A 25,040-nucleotide genomic window follows, 5' to 3' on the forward strand; every position below is an offset into this window, starting at 1 on the left:
CCGCCGTCCACCCGGCGCCCTCGGCCGGTTTCCTACGTGCGGGTACAGTGAGCGGGTCGTCATCACACCCGTACGGGGGGAAGCCGGTGCAATTCCGGCGCTGACCCGCAACCGTGAAACCGCCGGCCCACGGCGGTGAGCCGGATCGCCCCGTACGGTTCGTGACCGGCTCGCGTGCCCGGCAGCCCGCCGGTGCACGGCACCGTCGAGGTATACGGAGCCGAGCCGCCGGGGTGTCCCGTGCTGCCCGGCTCCCCCACTGGGAGAGGCACCCGCCGATCATGAACGTCCGCCGCAGCGCCGCGGTCCTGGCCGCCGTCGCCGTGATCGGCGCCGCCGCGCCGGCCACGGCCGCCCCGTCCCCCTCGCCGTCCCAGGCGTTCCCCTCCGCCCTGTACGGCGACAAGGACCCGAAGTTCGACGGCGTCTGGCGCCAGTCGCTCGCGCTGCTCGCGCAGGACACGGTCGGGGTGAGGCCGGCGGCGAAGTCCGTGGAGTGGCTGGTGCGCCAGCAGTGCGCGGACGGCGGGTTCGCCTCCTACCGGCCCGACCCGGCCACGGCGTGTGACGCGAAGACCGTGCTCGACACCAACGCCACGTCCGCCGCCGTGCAGGCGCTGGCCGCGCTCGGCGGCCACGACGACGTCACGGCCAAGGCCGTCGACTGGCTGAAGTCCGTCCAGAACGAGGACGGCGGCTGGGGCTACGCGGCGGGCGGCGCCAGCGACACCAACTCGACGTCGGTCGTCATCGGCGCGCTCACCGCCGTGCGCGAGAAGCCGGACCGGGTCGAGAAGGGCGGCAAGTCGCCCTACGACGCGCTGCTGAAGCTCGCGCTGCCCTGCGGCGGGGACGGCGACGGCGCGTTCGCGTTCCAGCCGGACAAGAAGGGCGAGCTGACCGCCAACGCGGACGCCACGGCGGCGGGGGTGCTGGGCGCGCTGGGCCAGGGCATGGTGGTGAAGCCGGGCGGGAAGTCCGACGCGGCGTGCGCGCAGCCGCGCACGCCGGAGCAGGCGGCGGCGAACGGGGCCGCGTATCTCACGTCCGCCCTCGGCAAGGACGACGACCACCTGATGTCCGCCCTGGCGGGTGCCGAGCCGCAGCCCGACTACGGCAACACCGCCGACGCCGTCGTCGCGCTCGCCGCGCACGGCGACACGGCGCAGGCGGAGAAGTCCCTGCGCTGGCTGGAGAAGAACGCCGCGAGCTGGGCCGCCCAGAACGGTCCCGCCGCCTACGCCCAGCTGATCTTCGCCGCGCACGCGACGGGCACGGACCCGCGCGACTTCGGCGGCGCGGACCTGGTGAAGCAGCTGAACGCGACGGGCCCGGCCCCGCAGGGCGCCGCAAAGGCTGACGCGGACGCCAAGGACGAGAAGCAGGACTCCGACTCCGTGTTCGGCGTGTGGTGGTACGTCGGCGTCTGCCTCGTCGCCGGGATCGGCATCGGGTTCCTGTTCACCGGCCGCCGGAAGCAGCAGCCGTGATCCGCCGGGCCGTTGTCCTCCTGCTGGCCTCGCTCCTGCTGTGCGCGGGGGCGGGGCAGGCGCAGGCCGCGGGCTACCGGTACTGGTCGTTCTGGGAGCGCGACGGCGACCGCTGGGTCTACGCGACCCAGGGCCCGTCCATGGCCCGCCCCTCGGACGGTGACGTCCAGGGCTTCCGGTTCGCGGTGAGCGAGGACTCCTCCGACGCGGCCCGGCCGCGCGGTACGGCCGACTTCGCGTCGATCTGCGCGAAGACGCCGGCCCGGGACGGCCGGAAGCGCGTCGCGCTGCTCCTCGACTTCGGCACCCCCGCGGACGCCCCCAAGGGCGAAACCCCGCCCTCCGCGAGAACGGCCTGTGCCCAGGTCTCGCCCGACGCGACGACGGCACAGGCCCTGGCGGCGGTGGCCGGGCCGCTGCGCTACGACACGAACGCCCTGCTGTGCGCGATCTCGGGCTACCCGGAGCGGGGCTGCGGCGAGCAGGTGTCGGGGAAGCAGCGGAAGCCGGCGGCGGAGAAGAAGGAACAGCCGGACGACGGCCCGTCCCTGGGCCTGCTGGCGGGCATCGCGGTGGTGGCGCTCCTGGGCGGGGCGGCGGTCCGGCAGGTACGCCGGCGTGGGTAGGTCGCTCCACCCCGGCGCCTGGTGGCTGTGGGCCCTGGCCCTCGGTACCGCGGCCACCCGCACCACCAACCCCCTCCTGCTCGCCCTCCTCGTCGCCGTCTCCGCGTACGTCGTGGCCGCCCGCCGCCCCGACACCCCCTGGTCCCGCTCCTACGGCGCGTTCGTCAAACTCGCTTTCGCCGTGCTGCTGATCCGCCTGCTCTTCGCGACGCTCCTCGGCTCCCCCATTCCCGGCACGCACACCCTGTTCACCCTCCCCGAAGTCGCCCTGCCCGCCTGGGCGCAGGGCATCCGCCTCGGCGGCGAGGTCACGGCCGAGGCCCTCGTCTTCGCCCTGTACGACGGCCTGAAGCTGGCCACGCTGCTCGTCTGCGTCGGCGCCGCGAACGCCCTGGCCAACCCCTCCCGCCTGCTCAAGTCCCTCCCGGGGGCGCTCTACGAGATGGGCGTCGCGGTGGTCGTGGCGCTCACCTTCGCGCCGAACCTCATCGCCGACGTCCAGCGGCTGCGCGCAGCCCGCCGTCTGCGCGGCCGCCCGGACCAGGGCGTCCGGGGCCTGCTGCAGGTGGGGCTGCCGGTCCTGGAGGGCGCCCTGGAGCGCTCGGTCTCCCTCGCCGCCGCGATGGACGCCCGCGGCTACGGCCGTACCGCGCGGGTCCCCACCGCCGTACGCCGCACCACCGCCGCCCTCACCCTCGGCGGCCTGCTCGGCGTCTGCGCGGGAACGTACGGGCTCCTCACGGCCGAGGGCGGCGGCTACGGCGTTCCCGTGCTCCTCGTCGGCCTCGCCGCCGCCCTCGCGGGCCTGAAGCTCGGCGGCCGCCGCTCCCTGCGCACCCGCTACCGCCCGGACCGCTGGGACCTGCGCGCCTGGCTCGTCATCGCCTCGGGCGTGGCGGTCGCGGCCCTGCTCACCCTCGCCTCCGTGCGCGACCCCGCGGCCCTGCACCCGGGTGTGGTCCCGCTCGTCGCCCCGACTCTGCCCGTCTGGCCCGCCGGGGCCGTCCTCCTCGGCCTGCTGCCCGCGTTCGCCGCCCCCGACCCCAAGGAGCCGTCGTGATCCGCTTCGAGGATGTGTCCGTCACGTACGACGGGGCCGCCGAACCGACCGTCCGGGGCGTCGACTTCGAGGTCCCCGAGGGCGAACTCGTCCTCCTGGCGGGCCCGTCCGGGGTGGGCAAGTCGACCGTGCTGGGCGCGGTCAGCGGTCTCGTCCCGCACTTCACCGGCGGCACCCTGCGCGGCCGGGTCACGGTCGCCGGCCGCGACACCCGCACGCACAAGCCGCGTGAACTGGCCGACGTGGTGGGCACGGTCGGCCAGGACCCGCTCGCCCACTTCGTCACCGACACCGTGGAGGACGAACTGGCCTACGGCATGGAGTCGCTGGGCCTCGCGCCGGACGTGATGCGCCGGCGCGTGGAGGAGACCCTCGACCTGCTCGGCCTCGCCGCCCTGCGCGACCGGCCGATCGCCACGCTCTCCGGGGGCCAGCAGCAGCGCGTCGCGATCGGCTCGGTCCTCACCCCGCACCCGAGCGTCCTGGTCCTGGACGAGCCGACCTCCGCGCTCGACCCGGCGGCGGCCGAGGAGGTCCTGGCGGTCCTCCAGCGCCTGGTGCACGACCTCGGCACGACGGTCCTCATGGCCGAACACCGCCTGGAACGCGTCATCCAGTACGCCGACCGGGTCGTCCTGCTGCCGAGCCCGGGCGCCGCCCCCGTACTGGGCCCCCCGGCCGAGGTGATGGCCGTCTCCCCGGTGTACCCCCCGGTGGTGGCCCTGGGCCGCCTGGCGGGCTGGACTCCGTTGCCGATGACGGTCCGCGACGCGAGGCGCAGGGCAGGGGATGTGAGGCAACAGCTGGACAACGCCCTCAAGGGGCGCGGGGAACTGCGCGAGCAACCACGTACACGCCGCAGTCGCGAACGCTCCGAACCCCCCGCCCCGGTAGGCGCACTCCGCTCCCTCTCGGTCACCCGCGGCCGCATCCGGGCCCTCCGCGCCATCGACCTCACCATCACCCCCGGCGAAACCATCGCCCTCATGGGCCGCAACGGCGCCGGAAAATCCACCCTGCTCAACACCCTGGTCGGCTTGGTGAAGCCCAGCTCGGGAACCGCCCGGCTCGGCGAAGCCACCCCGCACCGCACCGCCCCCAAGGACCTCGTCCACAAGGTCGGCTTGGTCCCGCAGGAACCCCGCGACCTGCTCTACGCCGACACCGTCGCCGCCGAGTGCGCCGCGGCCGACAAGGACGCCGGCGCACCCCCCGGCACCTGCCGCGCCCTCGTCTCCGAACTGCTCCCGGGCGTCACGGACGACATCCACCCCCGGGACCTCTCCGAGGGGCAGCGGCTCGCGCTGGCCCTGGCCGTCGTCCTGACGGCCCGGCCCCCGCTGGTCCTGCTGGACGAGCCGACCCGGGGCCTGGACTACGCGGCGAAGGCCCGCCTGGTCGCGGTGCTGCGCGGCCTGGCCGCCGAGGGGCACGCCATCGTGCTGGCCACGCACGACGTGGAGCTGGCGGCCGAGCTCGCGCACCGGGTGGTGCTGCTCGCCGACGGCGAGGTGATCGCCGACGGGCCGACGGCGGACGTCGTGGTCTCCTCCCCGTCCTACGCCCCGCAGGTCACCAAGATCCTGGCGCCCCAGCACTGGCTCACGGTCTCCCAGGTCCGCGCGGCCCTCCGGCCCGAGGCCACCGCATGAGCACGCAACGCACGCAACGGCAGGCGCGGGCCGTCCGCCTCGGCCCCCGCTCCCTCGCCGCCCTGGCCCTGGTCAGCGCGGTGGGTGTGGCCGGCTTCGGCTGGCCCTTCCTCGCGCCGCCCACCTCGCGGATCGGCGCGCACACGCAGGACGCCCCCTGGCTCTTCGCGGGCCTGCTGGTCCTGCTCGTGGCGGTCGTGGCCGCGGCGATCTCGGAGTCCGGGCTGGGCCCGAAGGCGGTCGCGATGCTCGGCGTGCTGGCCGCCACGGGAGCCGCCCTGCGGCCGATCGGCGCCGGTACCGCCGGTATCGAGCCGATGTTCTTCCTGATGGTGCTGAGCGGCCGGGTCCTCGGCCCGGGCTTCGGATTCGTCCTGGGCTCGGTGACGATGTTCGCGTCCGCGCTGCTCACGGGCGGGGTCGGGCCCTGGCTGCCGTTCCAGATGCTGGCGATGGGCTGGTTCGCGATGGGCGCGGGCCTGCTGCCCGGCCCGGACCGGCTGCGCGGCCGGGCGGAGCTCGCGCTGCTCGCGGCCTACGGCTTCCTCGCCGCCTTCGCCTACGGCACGATCATGAACCTGGCCGGCTGGCCCTTCATGAGCGCCCTCGCCTCGAACGTCGCCTTCGACCCGCACGCGCCGGTCGCCACGAACCTGGCCCGTTTCCTCGCGTACTGCCTGGCCACCTCGCTCGGCTGGGACCTGGGCCGCGCGGTCGTCACCGTCGTCCTGACGCTCGTGCTCGGCCCGGCGGTCCTCAGGGCGCTGCGCCGTGCCACGCGCCGGGCGGCCTTCGAGACGCCGGTCACGTTCGACGGGCCCGATCGGGGCCCCGCGGGTGAAGCCCCCCACATGACCCAGGTCACGTACGAACCGGGGCCGTAGGGACCCGCCCCGGTCACGGGTGGGAGCCGGGCGGCACATGCGGCCATACCTAGTAAAAGGGTTCATTGCGGGCATCCGGCGGGCCTGCTTCTGTGGACGACCGCCCCACCCACCGACGAAAGGCCGCCTGTGCCCGCCGCTTCCGTTCTCCGCCGCGCCGCCACCCCGAAGAAGGCTCTCGCCGCTGCCGCCCTGACCGCGGCCACCTGCGGCACCCTGATCGCCGCCGCTCCCGCGCAGGCCGCGCCGACAGGGGCCTCCTCGGCGCAGGCGGTCGCGAAGAAGATGATCGGCGACGACGCCCAGTACCAGTGCTTCTCCAAGATCGTCGAGCGGGAGAGCCACTGGGACGTGCACGCGCAGAACGCCTCCAGCGGCGCCTACGGCCTGGTCCAGGCCCTGCCGGGCGCCAAGATGGCCTCGGCCGGCTCCGACTGGAAGACCAACGCGGCCACCCAGATCGAGTGGGGCCTGGACTACATGAAGGACCGCTACGGCAGCGCCTGCGGCGCCTGGGACTTCTGGCAGACCAACCACTGGTACTGAGCCGGCCCGCACCCCACAGACCGAAGGCGGCGGCCCCCTGATCCCCGGGGCCGTCGCCTTCGCCGTGCCCCGCGGGCTTCAGCCCGTGCTGACCGGCAGCTCCTTCACCCCGTTGATCCACGCCGACCGCAGCCGCCGCGGGTCCCCGACCAGCTTCAGCCCCGGCATGGCGTCGGCGATCGCGTGGAAGATGAGGTCGATCTCCAGCACGGCGAGGGACTTGCCGAGGCAGTAGTGGGGACCGCCCCCGCCGAAGCCGAGGTGCGGGTTGGGATCGCGGGTGACGTCGAAGGTGTCCGGGTCGTCGAAGACCTCGGGGTCGTGGTTGGCGGAGGCGTAGAACAGGCCGACGCGGTCGCCCTCGCGGATCGGCTTGCCGCCCAGCTCCGTGTCCTGCGTGGCGGTGCGCTGGAAGGCGGCCACCGGGGTCGCCCAGCGCACGATCTCCTCCGCCGCCGTCGCCGGGCGCTCCCTCTTGTACAGCTCCCACTGGTCGGGGTGGGTGAGGAAGGCGTGCATGCCGTGCGTGATGGCGTTGCGGGTGGTCTCGTTGCCCGCGACGGCCAGCATCAGCACGAAGAAGCCGAACTCGTCCGAGTTGAGGTTGCCCTCGTCCTCCGCCGCGACCAGCTGCGTGACGATGTCGTGGGCCGGGCACCGCTTGCGGTCGGCGGCCATGTTCATCGCGTAGGCGATGATCTCCGTGGCCGACTCGGCGCCGACCTCCTCGGTGATGGCGTACTCCGGGTCGTCGTACGCGATCATCTTGTTGGACCAGTCGAAGATCTTGTCCCGGTCCTCCTGCGGTACGCCCATCAGCTCGGCGATGGCCTGCAGGGGCAGTTCGCAGGCGACCTGGGTGACGAAGTCGAACGGGCCGGTGCGGGCGCGGGCGTTCTCGACGATGGCCTGGGCGCGGGCCCGCAGCCGCCCCTCCAGCGCGCGGATCGCCCGGGGCGTGAACCCGCGCTGCACGATCTGCCGGACCCGGGTGTGCTCCGGCGGGTCCATGTTGAGCAGGATCAGCCGCTGCGCGTCGATGGCGTCGCGCTGGATGTGCTCGTTGAAGCGGATGATCGCGGTGTTGACGGAGGACGAGAACAACTCCGGGTGCGTCGACACGTACTTGACGTCCGCGTGCCGGGTCACGGCCCAGTAGCCCTCGTCCTGGAACCCGGCCACGTTGCCCGACTGCGGGATCCAGCGGACCGGTTCGGCGCGGCGCAGCTCGGCGAACTCCGGGAGGGGTACGCGGTGGTGCAGCACATCGGGGTCGGTGAAGTCGAACCCGTCGGGAAGCGCTGGTCGGGGCATGGACAGCTCCTGACGGTCCATCAGCAAAGGGGTCGTCGCGACCGTAGTAACGAGTTCTACAACTAGCAAGAGCCGTGAGTGTCCCAATTGCCCGCACGCCTCTTGCCGCCGCAGAACCTCCGTCAGCACACTGCAAGACAGAACTAGAACGCGTACTAGTTCCGCAGAGCCCTCGGAGAGGACCCGCACCCATGGCTGCCGAACCCGTGATCGTCGAAGCCGTACGCACCCCCATCGGCAAGCGCGGCGGCGCGCTCGCCCATCTGCACCCCGCCTACCTCCTGGGCGAGACCTACCGCGAGCTGCTGGGCCGCACCGGCATCCCCGCCGACTGCGTCGAGCAGATCGTCGGCGGCACGGTCACGCACGCGGGCGAGCAGTCCATGAACCCGGCGCGCACGGCCTGGCTGACCATGGGGCTGCCCTACGAGACGGCCGCCACGACGGTCGACGCGCAGTGCGGGTCCTCCCAGCAGGCCTCGCACCTGGTGGCCACCATGGTCGCGGCGGGCGTGATCGACGTCGGCATCTCGTGCGGGGTGGAGTCGATGTCGCGGGTGCCGCTGGGGTCGGGGTCGAAGCACGGGCCCGGGAAGCCGTTCCCCGACGAGTGGAACGTGGACCTGCCGAACCAGTTCGAGGCGGCCGAGCGCATCGCCCGGCACCGCGGACTGACCCGGGAGGACGTCGACGCGCTGGGCCTCGCCTCCCAGGAGCGGGCCGCCCACGCCTGGGCGGAGGAGCGGTTCAAACGGGAGACGTTCGCGGTGCAGGTGCCGACGACCGAGGAGGAGCAGCACGCCGGGCAGGGCATGTGGCGCCTGGTGGACAAGGACGAGGGCCTGCGCGACACGTCCGCGGAGGCGCTCGCGTCCCTGAAGCCGATCATGCCGACGGCGGTGCACACGGCCGGCAACTCCTCCCAGATCTCCGACGGGGCCGCGGCCATCCTGTGGGCGTCGAAGCGGATGGCCCGGGCGCTGAAGCTGCGGCCCCGGGCCCGGATCGTGGCCCAGGCGCTCGTGGGCTCCGACCCCCACTTCCACCTCGACGGCCCGATCGACGCGACCAGGGCCGTGCTGGGCAAGGCCGGGATGTCCCTGGGGGACATCGACCTGGTGGAGATCAACGAGGCGTTCGCGTCGGTCGTGCTGAGCTGGGCGCGGGTCTTCGAGCAGGACCTGGACAAGGTGAACGTCAACGGCGGGGCGATCGCGCTCGGGCACCCGGTGGGAGCGACCGGGGCCCGGCTCATCACGACGGCCCTGCACGAACTGGAGCGCGCGGACAAGGAGTTCGCCCTGATCACGATGTGCGCCGGCGGCGGACTGGCCACCGGGACGATCCTTCAGCGGCTGTAGTCCGCCGACCGGCTCACGCGTCCTGGTGGGCCAGGTGCGGATGGACGTCGCTCGGAGCGCGCCCGTCCACGGTGACCGTCGTCGCGACGGGCGCGTAGCCGCTGGCGATCAGGGAGTAGTCCCCCGCGTCCAGGTCGGTGAACGCGTAGGCGCCGTCCGTGCCGGTGACGGCGGTGCCCACGACGTTCCCGGCGGCGTCGACGAGCGTGACCCGGGCATCGGCGACGGGCTCGCGGCCGGTCCCCGACCGTACGACGCCCTGCACCCGGGCGCCGGGGTGCAGCAGCACCTCCAGACCGGTCACCGGGGTGCCGGGCCACTGGACGGGGAGGGCCGCGGGCCGGTACCCGGCGGCGTTGACGGCGAGCGTGAGGTCGCCGTCGGGCAGGGGGCCGAAGCCGAACGCGCCGGAGGCGTCGGTGGTGCCGGTGGCCGCCACGTCTCCGCGCACGTCCGTCACCACGACCGTCGCGCCGGCCACCGGGAGCCGTTCCCCGGCCGTGGCCACCGTCCCGCTCAGGCGGCTGCCGCCGGCCAGGACCACGTCGTGGGGCAGGGGCTCCTCGCCGAGCGTGAGCGTGGACGCCTGGGGCTGGTGGCCGTCCGCCGCCGCGATCAGGACGTACGTACCCGCCGCGGGCGCGGCCAGCCGGTACCGTCCCGCGTCGTGCGCCACGGCCCGGCCGACCTGCCGCCCGCCCAGGGAGACCAGCGTGATCGTGGCCCCCGCCATGGCCCGCCCGGCGGCGTCACACACCCGGCCGGTGACGGCAGGGCCGTACGCGGCAACCGGCTCGACGGCAGCGGGCTCGGCGACGGACCCCACGGCAGGCTCAGGCGCAGCCTCCCGCTTCGGCTTGCGGAGCAGCACCACCCCGACCAGCGCGGCGAGCAGCGCCAGGGACGCGGCGACGATCAGGCAGAGCCGGAGGCCGTCGAGGAAGGACTCGGACAGGGCGCCCAGGGCGCGGCCGGTGTCCGGTCCCAGGTTCATCCCGGCGACGGCGCTCAGCCCGGCGGCGTCGACGGCCGCGGTGACCTGGTGGGCGGTCGCCGAGCCCACGCCCGCGTCGGCGAGGTGCCCGGGCAGGGCGTCCGTGGCCCTGGTCGTCAGCAGCGTGCCCAGGACGGCCGGGCCGAGCGCGCCGCCGACCTGCCGGAAGGCGTTGTTGCCCGCGGCGGCCATCCCGGCCAGGTGGTGCGGCACGGACGCGACGGCGGTGGCCGTCATGGGCGTGATGACCAGGCCCATGCCGAGGCCGAGCAGCATCAGCCGCCAGGCCAGCGGCCCGAACGCGGTGTGCGCGTCGAGCGCGGTCAGGGACAGCAGGGAGGCCGTACTGGCGAGCAGGCCGGTGGTGATCAGGGCACGGGCCGGGATGTGCCGCATCAGCGGCCCGACGACGACGCCGAGGAGCAGGCTCACCGCCGTCACCATGAGCATGCGGTAGCCCGCGTCGAGGGTGTCGAGCCGCTGCACCATGCCGAAGTACAGGCTGAGGACGAAGAAGAAGCCGATCAGGCCCAGGAAGCTGATCATCGCGATCAGCGTGGTCGCGCTGAACGCGGGGCTGCGGAACAGGGTCAGGTCCAGCATCGGGCTGGCGCTGCGGCGTTCGGCCACGACGAAGGCGACGGCACCGGCGGCGGCGAGGGCGAGCGCCACGACGACCTCGGGCTCGGAGAAGGACCGCGCCCCGCCCTCGATCACGCCGTAGACGAGCGAGGTGATGGTCAGCGCGGCGGTGAGCTGTCCCGGCCAGTCCAGCCTGCGCGAGCCGGGGGCGCGCGAGTCGGCGACCAGCGGCACGGCGGCGGCCATCGTCAGCAGGGCCACGGGTACGGCGGGCACGTAGATCCAGTGCCAGGCGGCGTGCCGGAGGATCACCCCGGCCATCAGGGGGCCCACGGCGAGCGCCAGCGACAGGGCGGCGGCCCACAGCCCGACGAACTTGCCGCGCTCGTGCGGGTCGGGCACGGCGTGGCTGATCAGCGCGAGGGTCGTGGGCAGCAGGGCCGCCGCGCCCGTCCCGGCCAGTGCCTGCCCGGCCCACAGCACCTGCACGGACTGCGCGCTCAGGGCGACGACGGCTCCGGCGGCCGAGAACAGCAGGCCGGCCTGGAAGACCTTCTTGCGCCCGTGCACGTCCCCGACGACACCGGCGGTGAGGATGAGCGCGGCCATCGGCAGGACGAACGCGTCCGAGACCCAGGACAGCTGGGAGGTCGAGGCGTGCAGGTCCCGCTGGATGGCCGGGAGACTGACGGAGACCGTGGTGACCGGCAGGTAGGCGACGAACACCCCGATGCAGGCCATCAGGAGTGTGGCCTTCGGACTCCGCCGTGGTCCGTCGGCCGTCGTTGCCTCGTTCACAGAACCCTCCGTGTCGGATCTTCCGGGTGGACAGCGAGGCTCACCTTTCAGCCAGGGCCGCTCAGGATCCAGCCACGGCCCGGGCGGGCCCGGATATCCGACATCACCAGGGCGCTTCCGACGGTTTTCCGACACCGCCGGTGCGGTTACGGCGTGCAGCGGCCCGGGCGGGCGTAGACGATGATCTGCGCGCCGTGGACCCGGGTGCGCTCGCACACCTCGAAGTGGGTGCTCAGCGTCCGGCGCTTGACCTCCTCCTGCGGGAAGGGGTCGAGCGGCTGCCCGGGCGGGTCGGCCAGGGCGACGACGCGCTCGGCCACCAGGATGCGGCGGCGGATCACGGCGGCGTCGTGTTCGGTGCCGTGCAGCGTGCGGGAGGCCGTCGGGGACTCGGCGAGGGCGAGGTCGTCGAGCCGGTCGTACACCTCGGGGAAGGACAGGAGCCATTCGCGGCGCCGGGCGGGCATGAACAGGACGCCGTCGCCCTCGTGCGCCTGGTCGTCGACGGTGCGGGCGACCGCGACGACGTCGTCCTTGCGGCTCTCGGGCGAGCGCACCAGCAGCGACCACGGCAGCAGCACCGCGACCGCCGTACCGGCCGCCAGGCAGGCCGCCGGCATCCGGGCGGGAGGGGCGAGCCGGTGCCGCTGCCCGATCGCCCAGGACAGCGCGGCCCCGGCCGGCAGGGCCAGGCCCGTCACGCCGTACAGCACGTACCGGTCGACGTACCACGGCTTGACCAGCGAGATCGTCATCAGCAGACCGGCCGGGGCGATCAGCAGCGGCAGGGCGAGGCGGGTCAGGGCGACGGCCCCGGGGGCGCCCGTGCGGACGAGGAGCCGGCACAGCAGCGCCGCCGCGGCCGAGAGGCCGAGGAACAGCGACCACGCGCCGAGGCCGGGGCGGCCGAGCCAGCCCAGCTGGGCCTCGGCCTGCCCGGCGCTGACCACCGCGAGGGGCAGCAGCCCGGTCCCCACCCCGGCCGCCGCGAGCGCCCACCGCCGTACGTCGGCGCGCGCCGGGCGGGAGCGCCACAGGGTCAGCCCGTGGGCGAGCAGCGCCAGCGCGGCGAACTCGTGCAGCCAGGAGGCGAGGTACAGGGTGAGGGCGTACGCCGTCCACCAGCGGGCGCGGGAGTCGGCGGTGGCCCGCAGGAAGAAGTACGTCGCCCAGGTGACGCCCGCCGTGACCAGGGCGTAGGACCGGCCTTCCTGCGCGTACTGCTGGATGATCGGCAGCACCGCGAGGACGAGCCCGGCGAGCGTGCCGGCCCGGCGTCCCGCGAGCCGGGCGCCGATCGCCCCGACCCCGGCGGCGGCCAGGGCGGTGGCCAGTACGGAGGGCAGCCTGAGGGCCGTCAGCCCGCCGTCCCACCCGGCGAAAACCGCCTGCATGAGGAGGTAGTACAGACCGTGCACGGCGTCGATGTGGCCCAGCAGGCCCCACAGTTCGGCCGGTGAGCGGTGGGCGACCTGGTAGGTGACGGACTCGTCGCGCCACATGCTGTCCTGCCGCTCGATCCCCCACAGGCCGAGGGCGAGCGCGGCCAGGGCCGGGACGGCGAGCGGAGCCGCCCGTCTCCACCGGCCTGCCGCCCGCGGGGGCCGGGACGTCGGCGGACCCACGCGGCGCGCGCCCGGGATCGTGCCCGTGGCGTCCAGGTGCTGAGTGATGGCTTCCTCCGCGGGCGTGGGTGTGCGTGCTCCCGTTCGTGAGACGCACACCGCTCTCGCGGGGATGCCCGCGGACGTCAACGCGCCGTGCTTTTCCGGTCATTCGGCGTTCTCGCCGGGGCCGGCGTTCAGAGGGAACTCGTCGATCTGCTGCTCGAAGGCACCTCCGGCTGGTCCCGCTCGGCGGCGGCGGTGGCGGGCCTGGGCCCCGAGAGCACGTACGTCAGCGCGAAGCCCGCGCCGACCACCACCGCTCCCCCGGCCGCGTCGAGCACCCAGTGGTTGGCGGTCGCGACGATCGCCGAGGCCGTGCACAGCGGGTGCAGCAGCCCCAGCGCCTTCAGCCACCACCGGGACGCCAGCACGGCGATCACGACGCCGCACCACAGCGACCAGCCGAAGTGCAGGGACGGCATGGCCGCGTACTGGTTGGTGAGGGCCGTGAGCGTGCCGTAGTCGGGCTGGGAGAAGTCCTGGACGCCGTGGACGGTGTCGATGAAGCCGAGCGTCGGCATCAGGCGGGGCGGGGCCAGCGGGTAGAGCCAGAAACCGACCAGGGCCAGCAGGGTGGCGAAGCCGAGGGCGGAGCGGGCCCAGCGGTACTCGGCCGGGCGGCGCCAGTACAGGATCGCGAGGACCGTCAGCGGGACGGCGAAGTGGAACGACGTGTAGTAGTAGTCGAAGAAGTTCCGCAGCCAGTCGATCCGCACGACGGTGTGGTTGACCCAGTGCTCGATGTCGATGCGCAGGGCGCGCTCGAGGCCGTACACCTGCATGCCGTGCTCCTCGGCCTCGGCCCGCCCGGCCGAGTTGCTGCCGCCGGTGGCGGCGAGCCGGACCTGGGAGTAGGCGGCGTAGGTGACCCGGATGAGGAGGAGTTCCAGGAGGAGGTTGGGCCTGGTGAGGACCCGGCGCAGGAAGGGCACCAGCGGTACCCGCCGGAAGCGGGCCGGGGCGGCGGGGGCGTACTCGGTGGGGATCGGCTGCCGGTAGTACGGCGAGGTGCGGGACAGGAACGGCACGGCCGTGGCGGCGGCGAGGGCGGCCAGCAGGACGAGGTTGGTGCGCAGCGGGTCCAGCGACTGCATGTCGGGCAGCAGCATCCTGGTGGGCAGGGTCATGACCAGGACGACGGCGACCGGCCACACGTACCGGTCGGAGGCGCGTCGGCCGGCCCGGCCGACGACCGCGAGCAGTATCCACAGCAGCTGGTGCTGCCAGGCCGTGGGCGAGACGACGATCGCGGCGCAGCCGGTGATGGCGACGGCGAGCAGCAGCTGGCCGTCGCGGAAGCAGCGGACGGCGCGGCGCAGGGCGAGGACGGCGACGGCCGCGCCGATCGACAGGAAGAGGGCGACCTCCGGGGGGCCGCTCAGGCCGAGCCGGAGCAGGGCGCCGTGCAGGGACTGGTTGGCGAGGTCGTCGGCCGGGCCGCCGAGGCCGACGCCCGCCATGTGGTGGACCCAGTAGCGGTAGGAGTCGTCCGGCATCGCCGCCCAGGCGAGCCCGGTGCAGGCGGCGAACGTGACGCCGGTGGAGAGCGCGGCGCGTCTGCGGCCGGTGAACCACAGCAGGGGCGTGAAGAGCAGCAGGGTGGGCTGGAGCGCGGCCGCGACGCCGATGAGCAGGCCGCTGGCGCGCTGGCCGTGGGCGACGAAGCAGCCCAGCAGGACGAGGAGGACCGGGATGATGCTGGTCTGGCCCAGCCACAGGGTGTTGCGGACGGGCAGGGACAGCATCAGGAGGCTGATGGCGACCGGGGCGGCCAGCAGGGCCGTGCGGCGGCTGACCGGCTGGGGCAGGGCGCGGGCGGCGATCAGGCCGAGGGCCACGACCAGCAGCAGTGTGCCGAAGGTCCAGCCCCAGCCGAGGGCCTGTTCGGCCGAACGGGTGAGGGGTTTGAGGACGAGGCCGCTGAACGGGGTGCCGGTGAAGCGGGTCGAGTCGTACAGGGAGCCGTTGACGTGCAGGACGCCGTTCGGCCCGAGCCAGGTCTCCAGGTCCGTCAGGCGCTCGCCGCGCGGAGTGGCGAGGACGACGGCCACCTGGCGTGCCGCGAGGAGTGCCGCGATCAGCCAGAGGCCGAGGCGGGCCACGCGCAGGCGTGCCCGGGCCCCGCCGACGGCCGTCGCTCCGAGTGCTTCCGCCGGTCGTCCGCCGTGATCCGCGTTCGTCACTCCCCGTCGGCCTCCCGCCCCAGTGGTTGGTCGCCTCCGGGAGGAAGACGCGGGCTACCCCCGGTTCACCTGACGTCCGTCCTCCTTTTGTCCGGAAGACGATAGTCCGCAGGGTGGGTGGTCGCCTCTCCTCGACGCGAGAAGGATCACATCAAGATCCCGTGGGAACCGCTGCCGACCGGGCATACGTGCCTGCACAACCGGTATTTAGCTGCACCCTGCAACGAAAGGCGTACCGCCCGTAAAGGGACTTTATCCGCCTATCGTCGTTTTTTCGGCCCGTACGACAGCGCCGCCGCGCGGGACCGTGTCCCTGTCCCCGTCGAAAGGTAGGCGAGCGAGTCTTGTCGACTGCCTCAGTCGTCGCTCCCCCGTCCGTCATGAAGAGCCGCACAGCGAAGGCCCAGGACGCCACCGTCACCGACCCCGCGCTGGTCAAGCGCGCCGTGAAGGCGGCCGCGCTGGGCAACGCGATGGAATGGTTCGACTTCGGTGTCTACAGCTACATCGCGGTCACGCTGGGCAAGGTCTTCTTCCCCTCGGGCAACCCCACCGCCCAGCTGCTGTCCACGTTCGGCGCCTTCGCCGCGGCCTTCCTGGTCCGCCCCCTCGGCGGCATGGTCTTCGGCCCGCTCGGCGACCGCGTCGGCCGCCAGAAGGTCCTCGCCCTCACCATGATCATGATGGCGGCGGGCACCTTCGCGATCGGTCTGATCCCGTCGTACGCGACGATCGGTGTCGGCGCGCCGATCCTGCTTCTCGTGGCCCGCCTCGTGCAGGGCTTCTCCACCGGCGGCGAGTACGCCGGTGCCTCGACCTTCATCGCCGAGTACGCGCCCGACAAGCGGCGCGGCTTCCTCGGCAGCTGGCTGGAGTTCGGCACGCTCGCCGGCTACATCGGCGGCGCCGGCCTGGTCACGCTGATGACCGCCCTGCTCTCCGCCGACGACCTCACCTCCTGGGGCTGGCGCATCCCGTTCCTGATCGCTGGCCCGATGGGCCTCATCGGCCTCTACCTGCGGCTGCGCCTGGAGGAGACCCCGGCGTTCGCCGCCGAGGTCGCCAAGGCCGAGAAGGACCGGCCCAAGGTGCCGCTGCGCGAGATGATCACCGGCCAGTGGCGGGCGCTGCTGCTCTGCGTCGGCCTGGTGCTGGTCTTCAACGTCACCGACTACATGCTGCTGTCGTACATGCCGAGCTACCTGACCGGTCAGCTCCACTACGACGAGACGCACGGCCTGCTCGTCGTCCTCGGCGTGATGGCCCTGATGATGATCGTCCAGCCGTTCGCCGGCGCGCTGACCGACCGGGTCGGCCGCCGTCCGGTGATCGCCGCCGGCTGCGCGGGCTTCCTGCTGCTGTCCGTCCCGGCCCTGCTGCTGATCCGCGAGGGCAGCCTGCTCGCGGTCGCGCTCGGCATGGGCGCGCTGGGCCTGCTGCTGGTCTGCTTCACGGCGTCGATGCCCTCGGCGCTGCCGGCCCTGTTCCCCACCAAGGTCCGCTACGGCTCGCTGTCCATCGGCTTCAACGTCTCGGTGTCCCTGTTCGGCGGCACGACCCCGCTGGTGGTCACGGCCCTGATCGGCGCGACCGGCAACATGATGATGCCCGCGTACTACATGATGGCCGCGGCCGTGATCGGCGGCTTCGCGGTGTGGCGCATGACGGAGTCGGCGGGCCGCCCACTCCCCGGTTCGGCCCCCTCGGTGGCAGCACGGGACCACTGAGCGCCCTCTCGGCGGCAGCGCGCCGGCACCTTGCCCCTCGGCCTCCACCGCGGACGGGGACGCCGCCGGGCGCGAACCGGGAGGCAGTGGCTGTGGGGGGGGACTGCGACCCCGGCTCACGCGTCCGGTGCGGCCCTTGCCCGCGGGCCCAGTGTCACCGTTGCCCGCGCGCCGGTCGCGCCCCGCCACCGCACCCGGGGCCACCCCCCACCCCACTTCCACGCCCGGGTGCCACCCCGCCCCGCACGCCCGGGGTCACCTCGCTGCCCCGCCTGGATGCCACCCCGCCCGGCACGCCCGGCGCGACCCGCCCCCACACCCTGCCCGGTCGGGACGTGCCCGGCCAGGAGGCGGTCATTCGGCGGTCTCGTCGGGTCGCGCGAAACCCGGGCCGTTTGCGATCGTTGGCCTGCTGGTTAGCGTTCCTGACTAGGTACAGAAAGGCAGCCGCATGAGCGAGTCGCACGTCTGGGACGAGGTCGACGCCTACTTCACCGCCCACCTCGCCCCGGACGACGAAGCCCTGGCGGCGGCCCTGCGCGACAGCGACGCCGCCGGGCTCCCGCACATCAGCGTCGCGGCGAACCAGGGCAAGCTCCTCCAGCTCCTGGCCCAGATCCAGGGCGCGCGCCACATCCTGGAGATCGGCACGCTCGGCGGATACAGCACCATCTGGCTGGGCCGCGCCCTGCCCGCCGACGGGCGGCTGATCTCCCTGGAGTACGACCCCAAGCACGCCGAGGTCGCCGTCCGCAACATCGCCCGGGCCGGCCTCGACAAGCTCGTCGAGGTGCGGGTGGGCCCGGCCCTGGAGTCGCTGCCCAAGCTGGCCGACGAGAACCCGCCCCCGTTCGACCTGGTCTTCATCGACGCCGACAAGGCGAACAACCCGCACTACGTGGACTGGGCCGTCCGACTCTCCAGCACGGGCAGCCTGATCGTCCTCGACAACGTGGTCCGCGGCGGCCGGGTGACCGACGCGGACAGCACCGCCCCGGACGTCATGGGCACCCGCGCCGCCATCGAACTGATCGGCAGCCACCCGAGGTTGAGCGGGACGGCGATCCAGACGGTCGGCACGAAGGGGTACGACGGGTTCGCGCTCGCGCGGGTGCTGGCCTGACGCCGGGCCGTCCCCCGCCGGCGGTCACACCTCGTGGTAGAAGCCCACGTTGACGCTGCGCGGGGCGGTGCGGTCCTGCACGATGATCTCGCCGCTGCCGCCCCTGGGCAGCGGGACGGTACCGCCGTAGGCGAGGGGCTGGGCGTACTCCCCGACCGTCAGGCGGACTTCGGAGGACGGGTCGGGCTGGGAGCCGCGCAGCCACGTGACCTGCCAGGTGCCGTCGGGCCCGCAGAGGAACTCCAGGTGCACACGGGAGACGAACAGCCAGTCGTCCGGCGTGCTGAGCCGGCACACCGACTTGTCGCGGCCCACCCGCAGCACGGCACCCGGCTCGCTGGGCGCGTCGGCCATGAGCATGCCGGCCGTGGCACCCTCCTCCGCCGCGGAAACGGCGGCCATGGTGAGTTCGAGCACGTGCGCTCCTCCTGAGACGTCCTGAACGGGCCTGCAAGCCCGCCGCATGATAGAACGCCCGGCCGCGCGGTGTCCGGCACAATGGGTTCATGACCGAACGAAAGCCACCCGGCGTCGACTTCGAGTCCTGGGTCGACAAACAGATCCGTGACGCGGAGGCGCGCGGTGAGTTCGAACGGTTGCCCGGGGCGGGCCGGCCGCTCCCGCCCGACGTCGAGAGCACGTACGACGAACTGTGGTGGGTCAAGCGGAAGATGGCCCGCGAGGGCTTCTCGGTGCTCCCGCCGGCGCTGGCGCTGCGCAAGGAGGCCGAGGACGCGCTGCCGGCGGCCCTCGCGGCCCCCTCGGAGCGCATCGCGCGGAAGATCATCGACGAGGTCAACGACAAGATCCGCACGATGATGTTCAAGCCGCCGCCCGGCCCCCCGCTGGGAAAGAAGCCGTACGACGTCGAGGACGTCGTACGGCAGTGGCGGGAGCGCCGGGCGGAGCGGGGACCGGGCGGTTCACCCGGGCCCCGGTCAGACGTGTAGCAGTCGTTCCGCCAGTTCGCGGTAGTCCTTCAGGGCCAGCCGCAGCTGCTCGGTGTCGGCGGACGACACGGGCTTGCCCTCGCCGCCCTCGACCGACTGCCAGGAGTGCCGCAGGGTGCGGCGGCGCTGCGTCACGGCCTCGGTGAAGCGGGCCGCGATCTCCTCCAGCACGTGGTCGGCCTCCTCGACGGCGGCTCGGGGGCCGTCGACGAACCCGGCGACCGCGTGCTGGAGCTGCGAGCCGAGCTTGTCGGACTCGTCGTGGGGCAGGAGGTGGGCGCGGACGCCCGGGGCGCCCTCGCGGGAGCCGGTCTCACGGGCCCCCGTCTCACGGGAGCCCGCCTCGCGCGGGCCGGTGCGGTCTCCGGTGGGAGCGGTGCCGGCCGCTGTGAGCCGGCTCTCCCCGGGGGCACCAGGGGTGTGCGCGCCGGTGGCGCGGTCCGTGCCGTGGCCGGTGCCCAGGGCGGTCTCGCCGCGGGCGTCGGGGGCCGTGGGCGTGTCGTCGCCCGGCGGTCGGGTCATGTCGGTCATCGCCTCAACTCTCCTTCGCCTGACGTCGGTGCATCGCCCACGGCAGGTGCCCGCCGCGGGCGGCCGGAGCCTTGCGGCCGCCGTTCAGCCCGGCCTTGTGCCGTCCGCCGTCATGGCGTCCGCCCAGGTGCGGGCCGGCGACGTGGCCGCCGCCGTCGTGGCGGGCCGGCCGCACCAGCTCCTCGAACAGGGCGCGGGCCGCCACCATGGCCTCGCGCATGTCTTCCGTTCCGATGCCGCCGTCCCGGGCGTCGTCCGCGCGCAGGTGCGCCGCGCGGTGCACGCGCCGGTAGCCGTCCACGTGGTGGGCGTGGTGCACGGACAGCGCCGCGAGCTGCTCCTCGTACTGCCCGCCGCCGGGGAAGCCCCGGGCGCCGGCGAGCTCGGCGAGCAGCCGGTCCGCCTCGGCGACCGCCTCCCGCGGCGAGTCGACGAACCGCTCCTGGGCGGCCGTCCAGCGCGCCTCGTACTGCTCGCGCTGCGCCGGCTCCAGCGCTCGTTCGCGCAGGTCGCCGTGGCGCTCCACGCGCTCGGCGAGTTCGCGCTCGGCGGCCTTGGTGTCGCCGTCGTGCCGGGCGACGGCCAGGTCGTACTCGGGTCCGAAGCGCCGCTTCAGGCTCGGGCCGCGCCGAGCCCCTCGGGCGCGCAGGGTCATGACGGCCGCGATGATGACGACGACCGCCGCGATCACGATCAGAGCAATGATCAGGCCAGTGGACATGAATGCCTTCCGGGTTCTCGGCCCAACCGGCTCTCCTCGCGAGCCGGTTCGCCGGTCGGGTAGCCCGGAAGCAGGCCCCCAAACGGCGCCCCGGCCCGGCCCGGGGCGCGCGCCTCCGGGGATATCCGGTTGCGTGCGGGGTACGGCGCCCGCCGAGAATGCCGGTCATGACCTGGACCGTGGCCCCGGAACCGTACGACTCCCCCGTCGCCGCCGCCCTGTGGCGGGCGTACTACACCGAGGTCAGCGACCGCTGGTACCTGCTGCACGAGGGGCGCCGGACCGACCCGGACGAGCTGGAGCGGGAGATCGCCGCCCAGCCGGGTGCGGATCTCGCGTCGCCGCGCGGGCGGTTGCTGGTCGCCCGGTACGGCGGCGAACCGGCCGGCACGGCGGGCGTACGGCTGCTGGACGGCATGACCGCCGAGCTGACGCGGGTCTTCCTGAAGGAGCCGATGCGCGGCAAGGGCGGTGCCACGCTGCTCGTCCGCGCCGCCGAGGACGCCGCCCGCGCGCTCGGCGCCACCCGGATGATCCTCGACACCCGCGGCGACCTCGTCGAGGCCCGCGCCCTCTACGCCCGGCTCGGCTACCGGGAGACCGAGCCGCACAACGACGACCCGTACGCCGAGCACTGGTTCGCCAAACCCCTGGCCTGAGCTCAGACGACCTGGTCCGCCGGGCGCGTCTCGTACGGCCGCTCGCGGCGCGACCCGCACAGCTCGCCGTTCAGCTCCCGCACGAGCCGCACCAGGTCGGTCGGCCGGTCCGGGCCCCACCAGTCGCCGAGCAGCTCGGCGAGGGACTCCTCGCGGGCCCGCGACAGCCGCTCGGCGACCTCGCGCCCCTGGTCGGTCAGGACGAGGTCGAGGCCCACGCGCACGGCGAGCCGCCGCTCCTCGACCTGCCGGGCGGCCTCCATGATCACGGTCAGCGGCACGGGCATGCGATCGGCCAGCACGCCCGGCTCCACCGAGCCGTACCGGCGGATCCTCAGCAGCAGCCAGCTCGCCGCCGGGAGCAGGTCGTAGCCCGCCCGGGCGGTGATCTTCCGGTAGATCTCGCGCCGGCCCGCGCGGGTGCCGAGCACCGACAGGGCGCGGCACACCTCGTCGTAGGAGGACCGCTCGACGGGGTTGCTGGCCAGGGTCTGCGTGCCGTCGGGCGCGGTGACCGAGCCGCGCAGCCGGTCCTCCTTGAGGAACCAGGCCAGGAGGAAGCCGAGCAGCGCGACGGGGGCGGCGTACAGGAAGACGTCCGTGATGGAGACGGCGTAGGCGTGCAGGGCCGGCGGGCGCAGGCCGGGCGGCAGGGCGGTGATGCCGCGCGGGTCGGCCTCCAGCGCGGCCACGGAGACTCCGGGCGGCAGCGGGGCGCCCCGGAAGGCGTCCGTGAGCTGGTCGCCGAGCCGGTTCGCGAAGACCGTGCCGAAGACGGCGACGCCGAACGAGGCGCCGATGGAGCGGAAGAAGGTCGCGCCGGAGGTGGCGACGCCCAGGTCCTCGTACGGGACGGCGTTCTGCACGATGAGCACGAGGACCTGCATCACCAGGCCGAGGCCGAGTCCGAAGACGAAGAAGAAGCCGCTCAGCTCGGCGGTGGAGCTGTGCTCGTCGAGCTGGTGCAGCAGGAGCAGCCCGAGGGTGGTGACGCCGGTGCCGGCGATCGGGAAGACCTTCCAGCGGCCGGTGCGGCTGACGATCTGCCCGGAGGCCGTCGAGGCCAGCAGCAGGCCGAGCACCATGGGCAGCATGTGCACGCCGGACATGGTCGGGCTGACGCCCTGCACGACCTGGAGGAAGGTCGGCAGGTAGGTCATCGCGCCGAACATGGCGAAGCCGACGACGAAACTGATCACCGCGGCCAGGGTGAAGGTGCGCACGCGGAAGAGCCGCAGCGGCAGCACGGGCTCGGCGGCCCGCCGCTCGACGGCCACGAAGACGGCGGCGAGGACGACGCCCAGGACGGCGAGCCCGATGATCTGCGGCGAGCCCCAGCCCCAGGTCGTCCCGCCGAGCGAGGCGACCAGCACCAGGCAGGTGGCGACGGCGGCGATGAGGAAGGTGCCCAGGTAGTCGATGACGTGCCGCTGCCCCTTGCGCGGGAGGCGCAGTACGGCGGCGATCACGGCGAGCGCGACGACCCCGACCGGCAGGTTGACGTAGAACACCCAGCGCCAGCTCACGTGCTGGGTGAACAGCCCGCCGAGCAGGGGTCCGAGGACACTCGTGGCGCCGAAGACGGCACCGAACAGCCCCTGGTAGCGGCCTCGTTCGCGCGGCGGCACCAGGTCGCCGACGATCGCCATGGACAACACCATCAGCCCGCCCCCGCCGAGCCCCTGCACCGCCCGGAAGGCGATCAGCTGGGTCATGTCCTGCGCCGCGCCGCACAGGGCGGAACCGGCCAGGAAGATCACGATGGCGGTCTGGAACAGCCTCTTGCGGCCGTACTGGTCGCCGAGCTTGCCCCACAGCGGGGTCGCGGCGGTCGCGGCCAGCAGATACGCGGTGACGACCCACGACAGGTGATCCATGCCGCCGAGGTCGCTGACGATCGTGGGCAGCGCGGTCGACACGATGGTCTGGTCGAGGGCGGCGAGCAGCATGCCGAGGAGCAGCGCGCCGATGGAGACCAGTACGTTCCCGGGCACCTGCTCCTGGGCGGCGGTGCCCTGGGACGTCGTGCTCGCGGCGTGTGCGTCACCGGCCATGCGACCTCCCGAGGGTCCTGTGACATTTTCCATCGTGACCGCTGTGACCCGTTATGGCCCGCTGAGCCCTTTTGGAAGCGATGGTTCCGGGGGCTCGTCGAACGCACTGTGGAGGAGATCTGGATAATCTCTGAAGTTCACGAGGGGAGCTTCGCGAGGGGGAGTTCGCGAGGGGAGGGAGGAACGCGTGGAACCGCCCAACGGCCACCCGTGCCCGGAGTGCGGCGCACCCAGACGCCCGGACCACACGCCCTCCTGCGCCTGCACCCACCGCGCCGCCGAGGCCCTGCGCGACGCCCGCACGGCCGAGGCGGCGGCAGCGGAGGACTTCGACCCGCTGCGGATCCGCCCGTACGTGGAGATCGACACCGCGGCGCCCTCCGGGCCGGGCACCCAGGCCGGGGGCGAGGAGGCGGCACGGCGACAGCCACCGTCGACGCCAACCGACACCCCCGGCGTACGCGCGGGCACGGACACCTCCCGCACCGAGCCCGGCGCGCGACCCCTGTTACAGACCGAGCCGACCACACCGTCGCGGGCAGCGGAGGAAACCCCGCGCCGGGGGCTTGGGGGCACCCCGGCCGCGCCCCAGGAGCAGGAGAAGCCGGCCCGCCCGGCCGAGGGCGCCTCGCGCGACTCCCACCCGAACACCCCCGCCGCACCCGCACCCGCACCCGCACCCGCACCCGCACCCGCGGCAGCCTCGCCTGCCGGAAGCGCCGCCCAGGGCCCCTCGCCGTCCGCCGCCGACGCCACCATGCCCCTGCGTCCCGTCGACCCGGACGCGACCACCGTGCTGCCGGCCGCCCCGGCCACGTCGGTGATGCCGGCGCCCCTGGCGCCGGGCGCGGCCGAGCCCAGCGTCTCGGATCTGCGGCTGTTCGACGGCGGGGGACGGGACCGGCGCACGGCGGAACCGGGCGAGCCCGGCCCGAGGCCGGGCCGGCGGCGCCGTTCGGTTCTCCTCGCCGCCGCGGGCGCCTGCGTCGCGGTCGTCACGGCGGCGGGGTACGCGAGCGGGCTGTTCTCCTACGAGAGTCCGTCCCGGGACACCGCCCTGCCGGACGACATCCGGGCGAGCGTGCCGGACGCCCCGTCGAGCAGCGCGGCGTCCACGCCGCCGGAGGCGAGCGCCTCGGCCCCGCCCTCGGCCCCCGCCGCACCGCCCCCGTCGCCGTCCCGCACCGGGAGCCCGTCGCCCTCGTCGTCGCCGTCCGCGCCGAGCGCCTCGCCGAGCCCGTCCGGGTCGGCCACCCCCTCCGCGCCGCCGACGTCCGCCACGGCGTCCGCCCCCGGCCGGACGTCCCCGGACGACCGCCGGATCGACGGCCCCGCCATCCTGCGCCGCGGCGACCGGGGCCCGCAGGTCGCCGAACTCCAGCAGCGCCTGCGCCAGGTGTACCTCTACGACGAGGACGCCGACGGCTCCTTCGACGACCGGCTGGAGGAAGCGGTCCGCACGTACCAGTGGTCACGCGGCATCCGGACCGACGACCTCGGCGTCTACGACGAGGAGACCCGGGAGCGGCTGGAGTCGGAAACCAGGGAGCCGTGACCGGCCCGTCCGCCCTACGGTGACGCCGTGACTCCTCAGGTGATCGTGCTCAACGGCGGATCGAGCTCGGGCAAGTCCGGGATCGTGCGGTGCCTCCAGGAGATCCTGCCTGACCCGTGGCTGGCCTTCGGCGTGGACGACTTCGTCGACGCGATGCCCGCGAGGTTGCAGGACTCGGACGCGGGGATCGTCTTCGCGGCGGACGGCGGCGTGAGCGTGGGGCCGGAGTTCCGCGCCCTGGACGCGGCCTGGGCGGAGGGCGTCGCCGCGATGGCCCGGGCCGGCGCCCGGGTGATCGTCGACGACGTGTTCCTCGGCGGACCGGCGTCCCGGCAGCGGTGGCAGCGGGCCCTGGCCGGGCTCGACGTGCTGTGGGTCGGTGTCAGGTGCGACGGCGCGGTCGCCGCGGGGCGTGAGATCGCCCGGGGAGACCGCGTCCGGGGCATGGCCGCGTCACAGGCACGGCTCGTCCACGAGGGCGTGGAGTACGACGTGGAGGTGGACACGACGCACACCGAGTCCCTGGACTGCGCACGCGCCGTCGCCGCCCGCGTCGACTGACC

General features: G+C 73.9%; 21 protein-coding genes and 1 riboswitch. Of the genes, 13 read left to right on the forward strand and 8 right to left on the reverse strand.

Annotation, left to right across the window (positions count from 1 at the left end):
• Positions 1–36 precede the first annotated feature (36 nt).
• Positions 37–169: riboswitch (cobalamin riboswitch) on the forward strand.
• Between the two features lie 112 nt (positions 170–281).
• The 6 genes from C1703_RS11175 to C1703_RS11200 all read left to right on the forward strand — a co-directional run bounded on the left by C1703_RS11175 (position 282) and on the right by C1703_RS11200 (position 6,258).
• A complete protein-coding gene (locus C1703_RS11175) occupies positions 282–1,490 on the forward strand; it encodes a prenyltransferase/squalene oxidase repeat-containing protein (RefSeq protein ID WP_114251929.1) in 1,209 nt (402 codons plus the stop codon).
• A complete protein-coding gene (locus C1703_RS11180; protein WP_114251931.1) occupies positions 1,487–2,116 on the forward strand; it encodes an SCO2322 family protein in 630 nt (209 codons plus the stop codon). The genes C1703_RS11175 and C1703_RS11180 overlap by 4 nt, the downstream gene beginning before the upstream one ends.
• Positions 2,109–3,176 (forward strand): CbiQ family ECF transporter T component, encoded by a 1,068-nt coding sequence (locus C1703_RS11185; RefSeq protein WP_114251933.1) that lies wholly within the window; start codon positions 2,109–2,111, stop codon positions 3,174–3,176. Before C1703_RS11180 ends, C1703_RS11185 begins: the two co-directional genes overlap by 8 nt.
• Positions 3,173–4,828: an ABC transporter ATP-binding protein gene (locus C1703_RS11190; protein WP_114251935.1), complete on the forward strand. Its 1,656-nt coding sequence runs from the start codon at positions 3,173–3,175 to the stop codon at positions 4,826–4,828. Before C1703_RS11185 ends, C1703_RS11190 begins: the two co-directional genes overlap by 4 nt.
• Positions 4,825–5,712 (forward strand): ECF transporter S component, encoded by an 888-nt coding sequence (locus C1703_RS11195; RefSeq protein WP_114251937.1) that lies wholly within the window; start codon positions 4,825–4,827, stop codon positions 5,710–5,712. Before C1703_RS11190 ends, C1703_RS11195 begins: the two co-directional genes overlap by 4 nt.
• Positions 5,713–5,841: 129 nt before the next feature.
• On the forward strand, positions 5,842–6,258 hold the full coding sequence (locus C1703_RS11200; RefSeq protein WP_198678139.1) for a transglycosylase SLT domain-containing protein: 417 nt from the start codon (positions 5,842–5,844) through the stop codon (positions 6,256–6,258).
• 78 nt (positions 6,259–6,336) lie between these two features.
• On the opposite strand, the gene C1703_RS11205 is transcribed toward C1703_RS11200, so the two are convergent.
• Positions 6,337–7,572 (reverse strand): cytochrome P450, encoded by a 1,236-nt coding sequence (locus C1703_RS11205; RefSeq protein WP_114251942.1) that lies wholly within the window; start codon positions 7,570–7,572, stop codon positions 6,337–6,339.
• Between the two features lie 191 nt (positions 7,573–7,763).
• Here C1703_RS11205 and C1703_RS11210 point away from each other — a divergent pair, with 191 nt between their 5' ends.
• Positions 7,764–8,933, forward strand: a complete 1,170-nt coding sequence (locus tag C1703_RS11210; protein ID WP_114251944.1) for a steroid 3-ketoacyl-CoA thiolase — start codon at positions 7,764–7,766, stop codon at positions 8,931–8,933.
• A 13-nt stretch (positions 8,934–8,946) separates the two neighbouring features.
• Here C1703_RS11210 and C1703_RS11215 read toward each other — a convergent pair whose 3' ends face one another.
• From C1703_RS11215 to C1703_RS11225, 3 genes are all read right to left on the reverse strand, one after another.
• Positions 8,947–11,250 carry an MFS transporter gene (locus tag C1703_RS11215; RefSeq protein WP_114251946.1) on the reverse strand — a complete coding sequence of 768 codons (2,304 nt, stop codon included), beginning with the start codon at positions 11,248–11,250 and terminating at the stop codon, positions 8,947–8,949.
• A gap of 203 nt (positions 11,251–11,453) precedes the next feature.
• Positions 11,454–12,932 (reverse strand): glycosyltransferase family 39 protein, encoded by a 1,479-nt coding sequence (locus C1703_RS11220; protein WP_232840451.1) that lies wholly within the window; start codon positions 12,930–12,932, stop codon positions 11,454–11,456.
• Positions 12,933–13,108: 176 nt separating this feature from the next.
• Entirely contained in the window at positions 13,109–15,157 is a 2,049-nt protein-coding gene (locus C1703_RS11225) for a phosphatase PAP2 family protein (protein WP_114251948.1), read from the reverse strand.
• Between the two features lie 380 nt (positions 15,158–15,537).
• Here C1703_RS11225 and proP point away from each other — a divergent pair, with 380 nt between their 5' ends.
• Together proP and C1703_RS11235 are read left to right on the forward strand one after the other, a co-directional pair.
• Positions 15,538–16,884: a glycine betaine/L-proline transporter ProP gene (proP, locus tag C1703_RS11230; protein WP_232840452.1), complete on the forward strand. Its 1,347-nt coding sequence runs from the start codon at positions 15,538–15,540 to the stop codon at positions 16,882–16,884.
• A 451-nt stretch (positions 16,885–17,335) separates the two neighbouring features.
• Positions 17,336–18,007 carry an O-methyltransferase gene (locus tag C1703_RS11235; RefSeq protein ID WP_114251952.1) on the forward strand — a complete coding sequence of 224 codons (672 nt, stop codon included), beginning with the start codon at positions 17,336–17,338 and terminating at the stop codon, positions 18,005–18,007.
• 24 nt (positions 18,008–18,031) lie between these two features.
• Here C1703_RS11235 and C1703_RS11240 read toward each other — a convergent pair whose 3' ends face one another.
• Entirely contained in the window at positions 18,032–18,424 is a 393-nt protein-coding gene (locus C1703_RS11240; RefSeq protein ID WP_114251954.1) for an FHA domain-containing protein, read from the reverse strand.
• 89 nt (positions 18,425–18,513) lie between these two features.
• Between C1703_RS11240 and C1703_RS11245 the strand changes: the two genes are divergently transcribed.
• Entirely contained in the window at positions 18,514–18,957 is a 444-nt protein-coding gene (locus C1703_RS11245) for a DUF1992 domain-containing protein (RefSeq protein WP_114251956.1), read from the forward strand.
• On the opposite strand, the gene C1703_RS11250 is transcribed toward C1703_RS11245, so the two are convergent.
• Positions 18,946–19,488, reverse strand: a complete 543-nt coding sequence (locus tag C1703_RS11250; protein ID WP_114251958.1) for a hypothetical protein — start codon at positions 19,486–19,488, stop codon at positions 18,946–18,948. The genes C1703_RS11245 and C1703_RS11250 overlap by 12 nt on opposite strands.
• A gap of 4 nt (positions 19,489–19,492) precedes the next feature.
• Entirely contained in the window at positions 19,493–20,209 is a 717-nt protein-coding gene (locus C1703_RS11255) for a hypothetical protein (protein WP_114251960.1), read from the reverse strand.
• A gap of 167 nt (positions 20,210–20,376) precedes the next feature.
• Here C1703_RS11255 and C1703_RS11260 point away from each other — a divergent pair, with 167 nt between their 5' ends.
• Positions 20,377–20,868, forward strand: a complete 492-nt coding sequence (locus C1703_RS11260; protein WP_114251962.1) for a GNAT family N-acetyltransferase — start codon at positions 20,377–20,379, stop codon at positions 20,866–20,868.
• A gap of 2 nt (positions 20,869–20,870) precedes the next feature.
• Here the strand turns inward: C1703_RS11260 and C1703_RS11265 are convergent, their stop codons facing one another.
• Positions 20,871–22,922 carry an MFS transporter gene (locus tag C1703_RS11265; protein WP_114251965.1) on the reverse strand — a complete coding sequence of 684 codons (2,052 nt, stop codon included), beginning with the start codon at positions 22,920–22,922 and terminating at the stop codon, positions 20,871–20,873.
• A gap of 187 nt (positions 22,923–23,109) precedes the next feature.
• Here C1703_RS11265 and C1703_RS11270 point away from each other — a divergent pair, with 187 nt between their 5' ends.
• Complete coding sequence (locus C1703_RS11270) at positions 23,110–24,477, forward strand: peptidoglycan-binding domain-containing protein (protein WP_198678140.1); 1,368 nt, start codon at positions 23,110–23,112, stop codon at positions 24,475–24,477.
• A gap of 27 nt (positions 24,478–24,504) precedes the next feature.
• On the forward strand, positions 24,505–25,038 hold the full coding sequence (cpt, locus tag C1703_RS11275) for a chloramphenicol phosphotransferase CPT (protein ID WP_114251967.1): 534 nt from the start codon (positions 24,505–24,507) through the stop codon (positions 25,036–25,038).
• The last annotated feature ends 2 nt before the right edge of the window (positions 25,039–25,040 follow it).

The sequence above is a fragment of the Streptomyces sp. Go-475 genome, assembly GCF_003330845.1.
Lineage (GTDB): Bacteria > Actinomycetota > Actinomycetes > Streptomycetales > Streptomycetaceae > Streptomyces.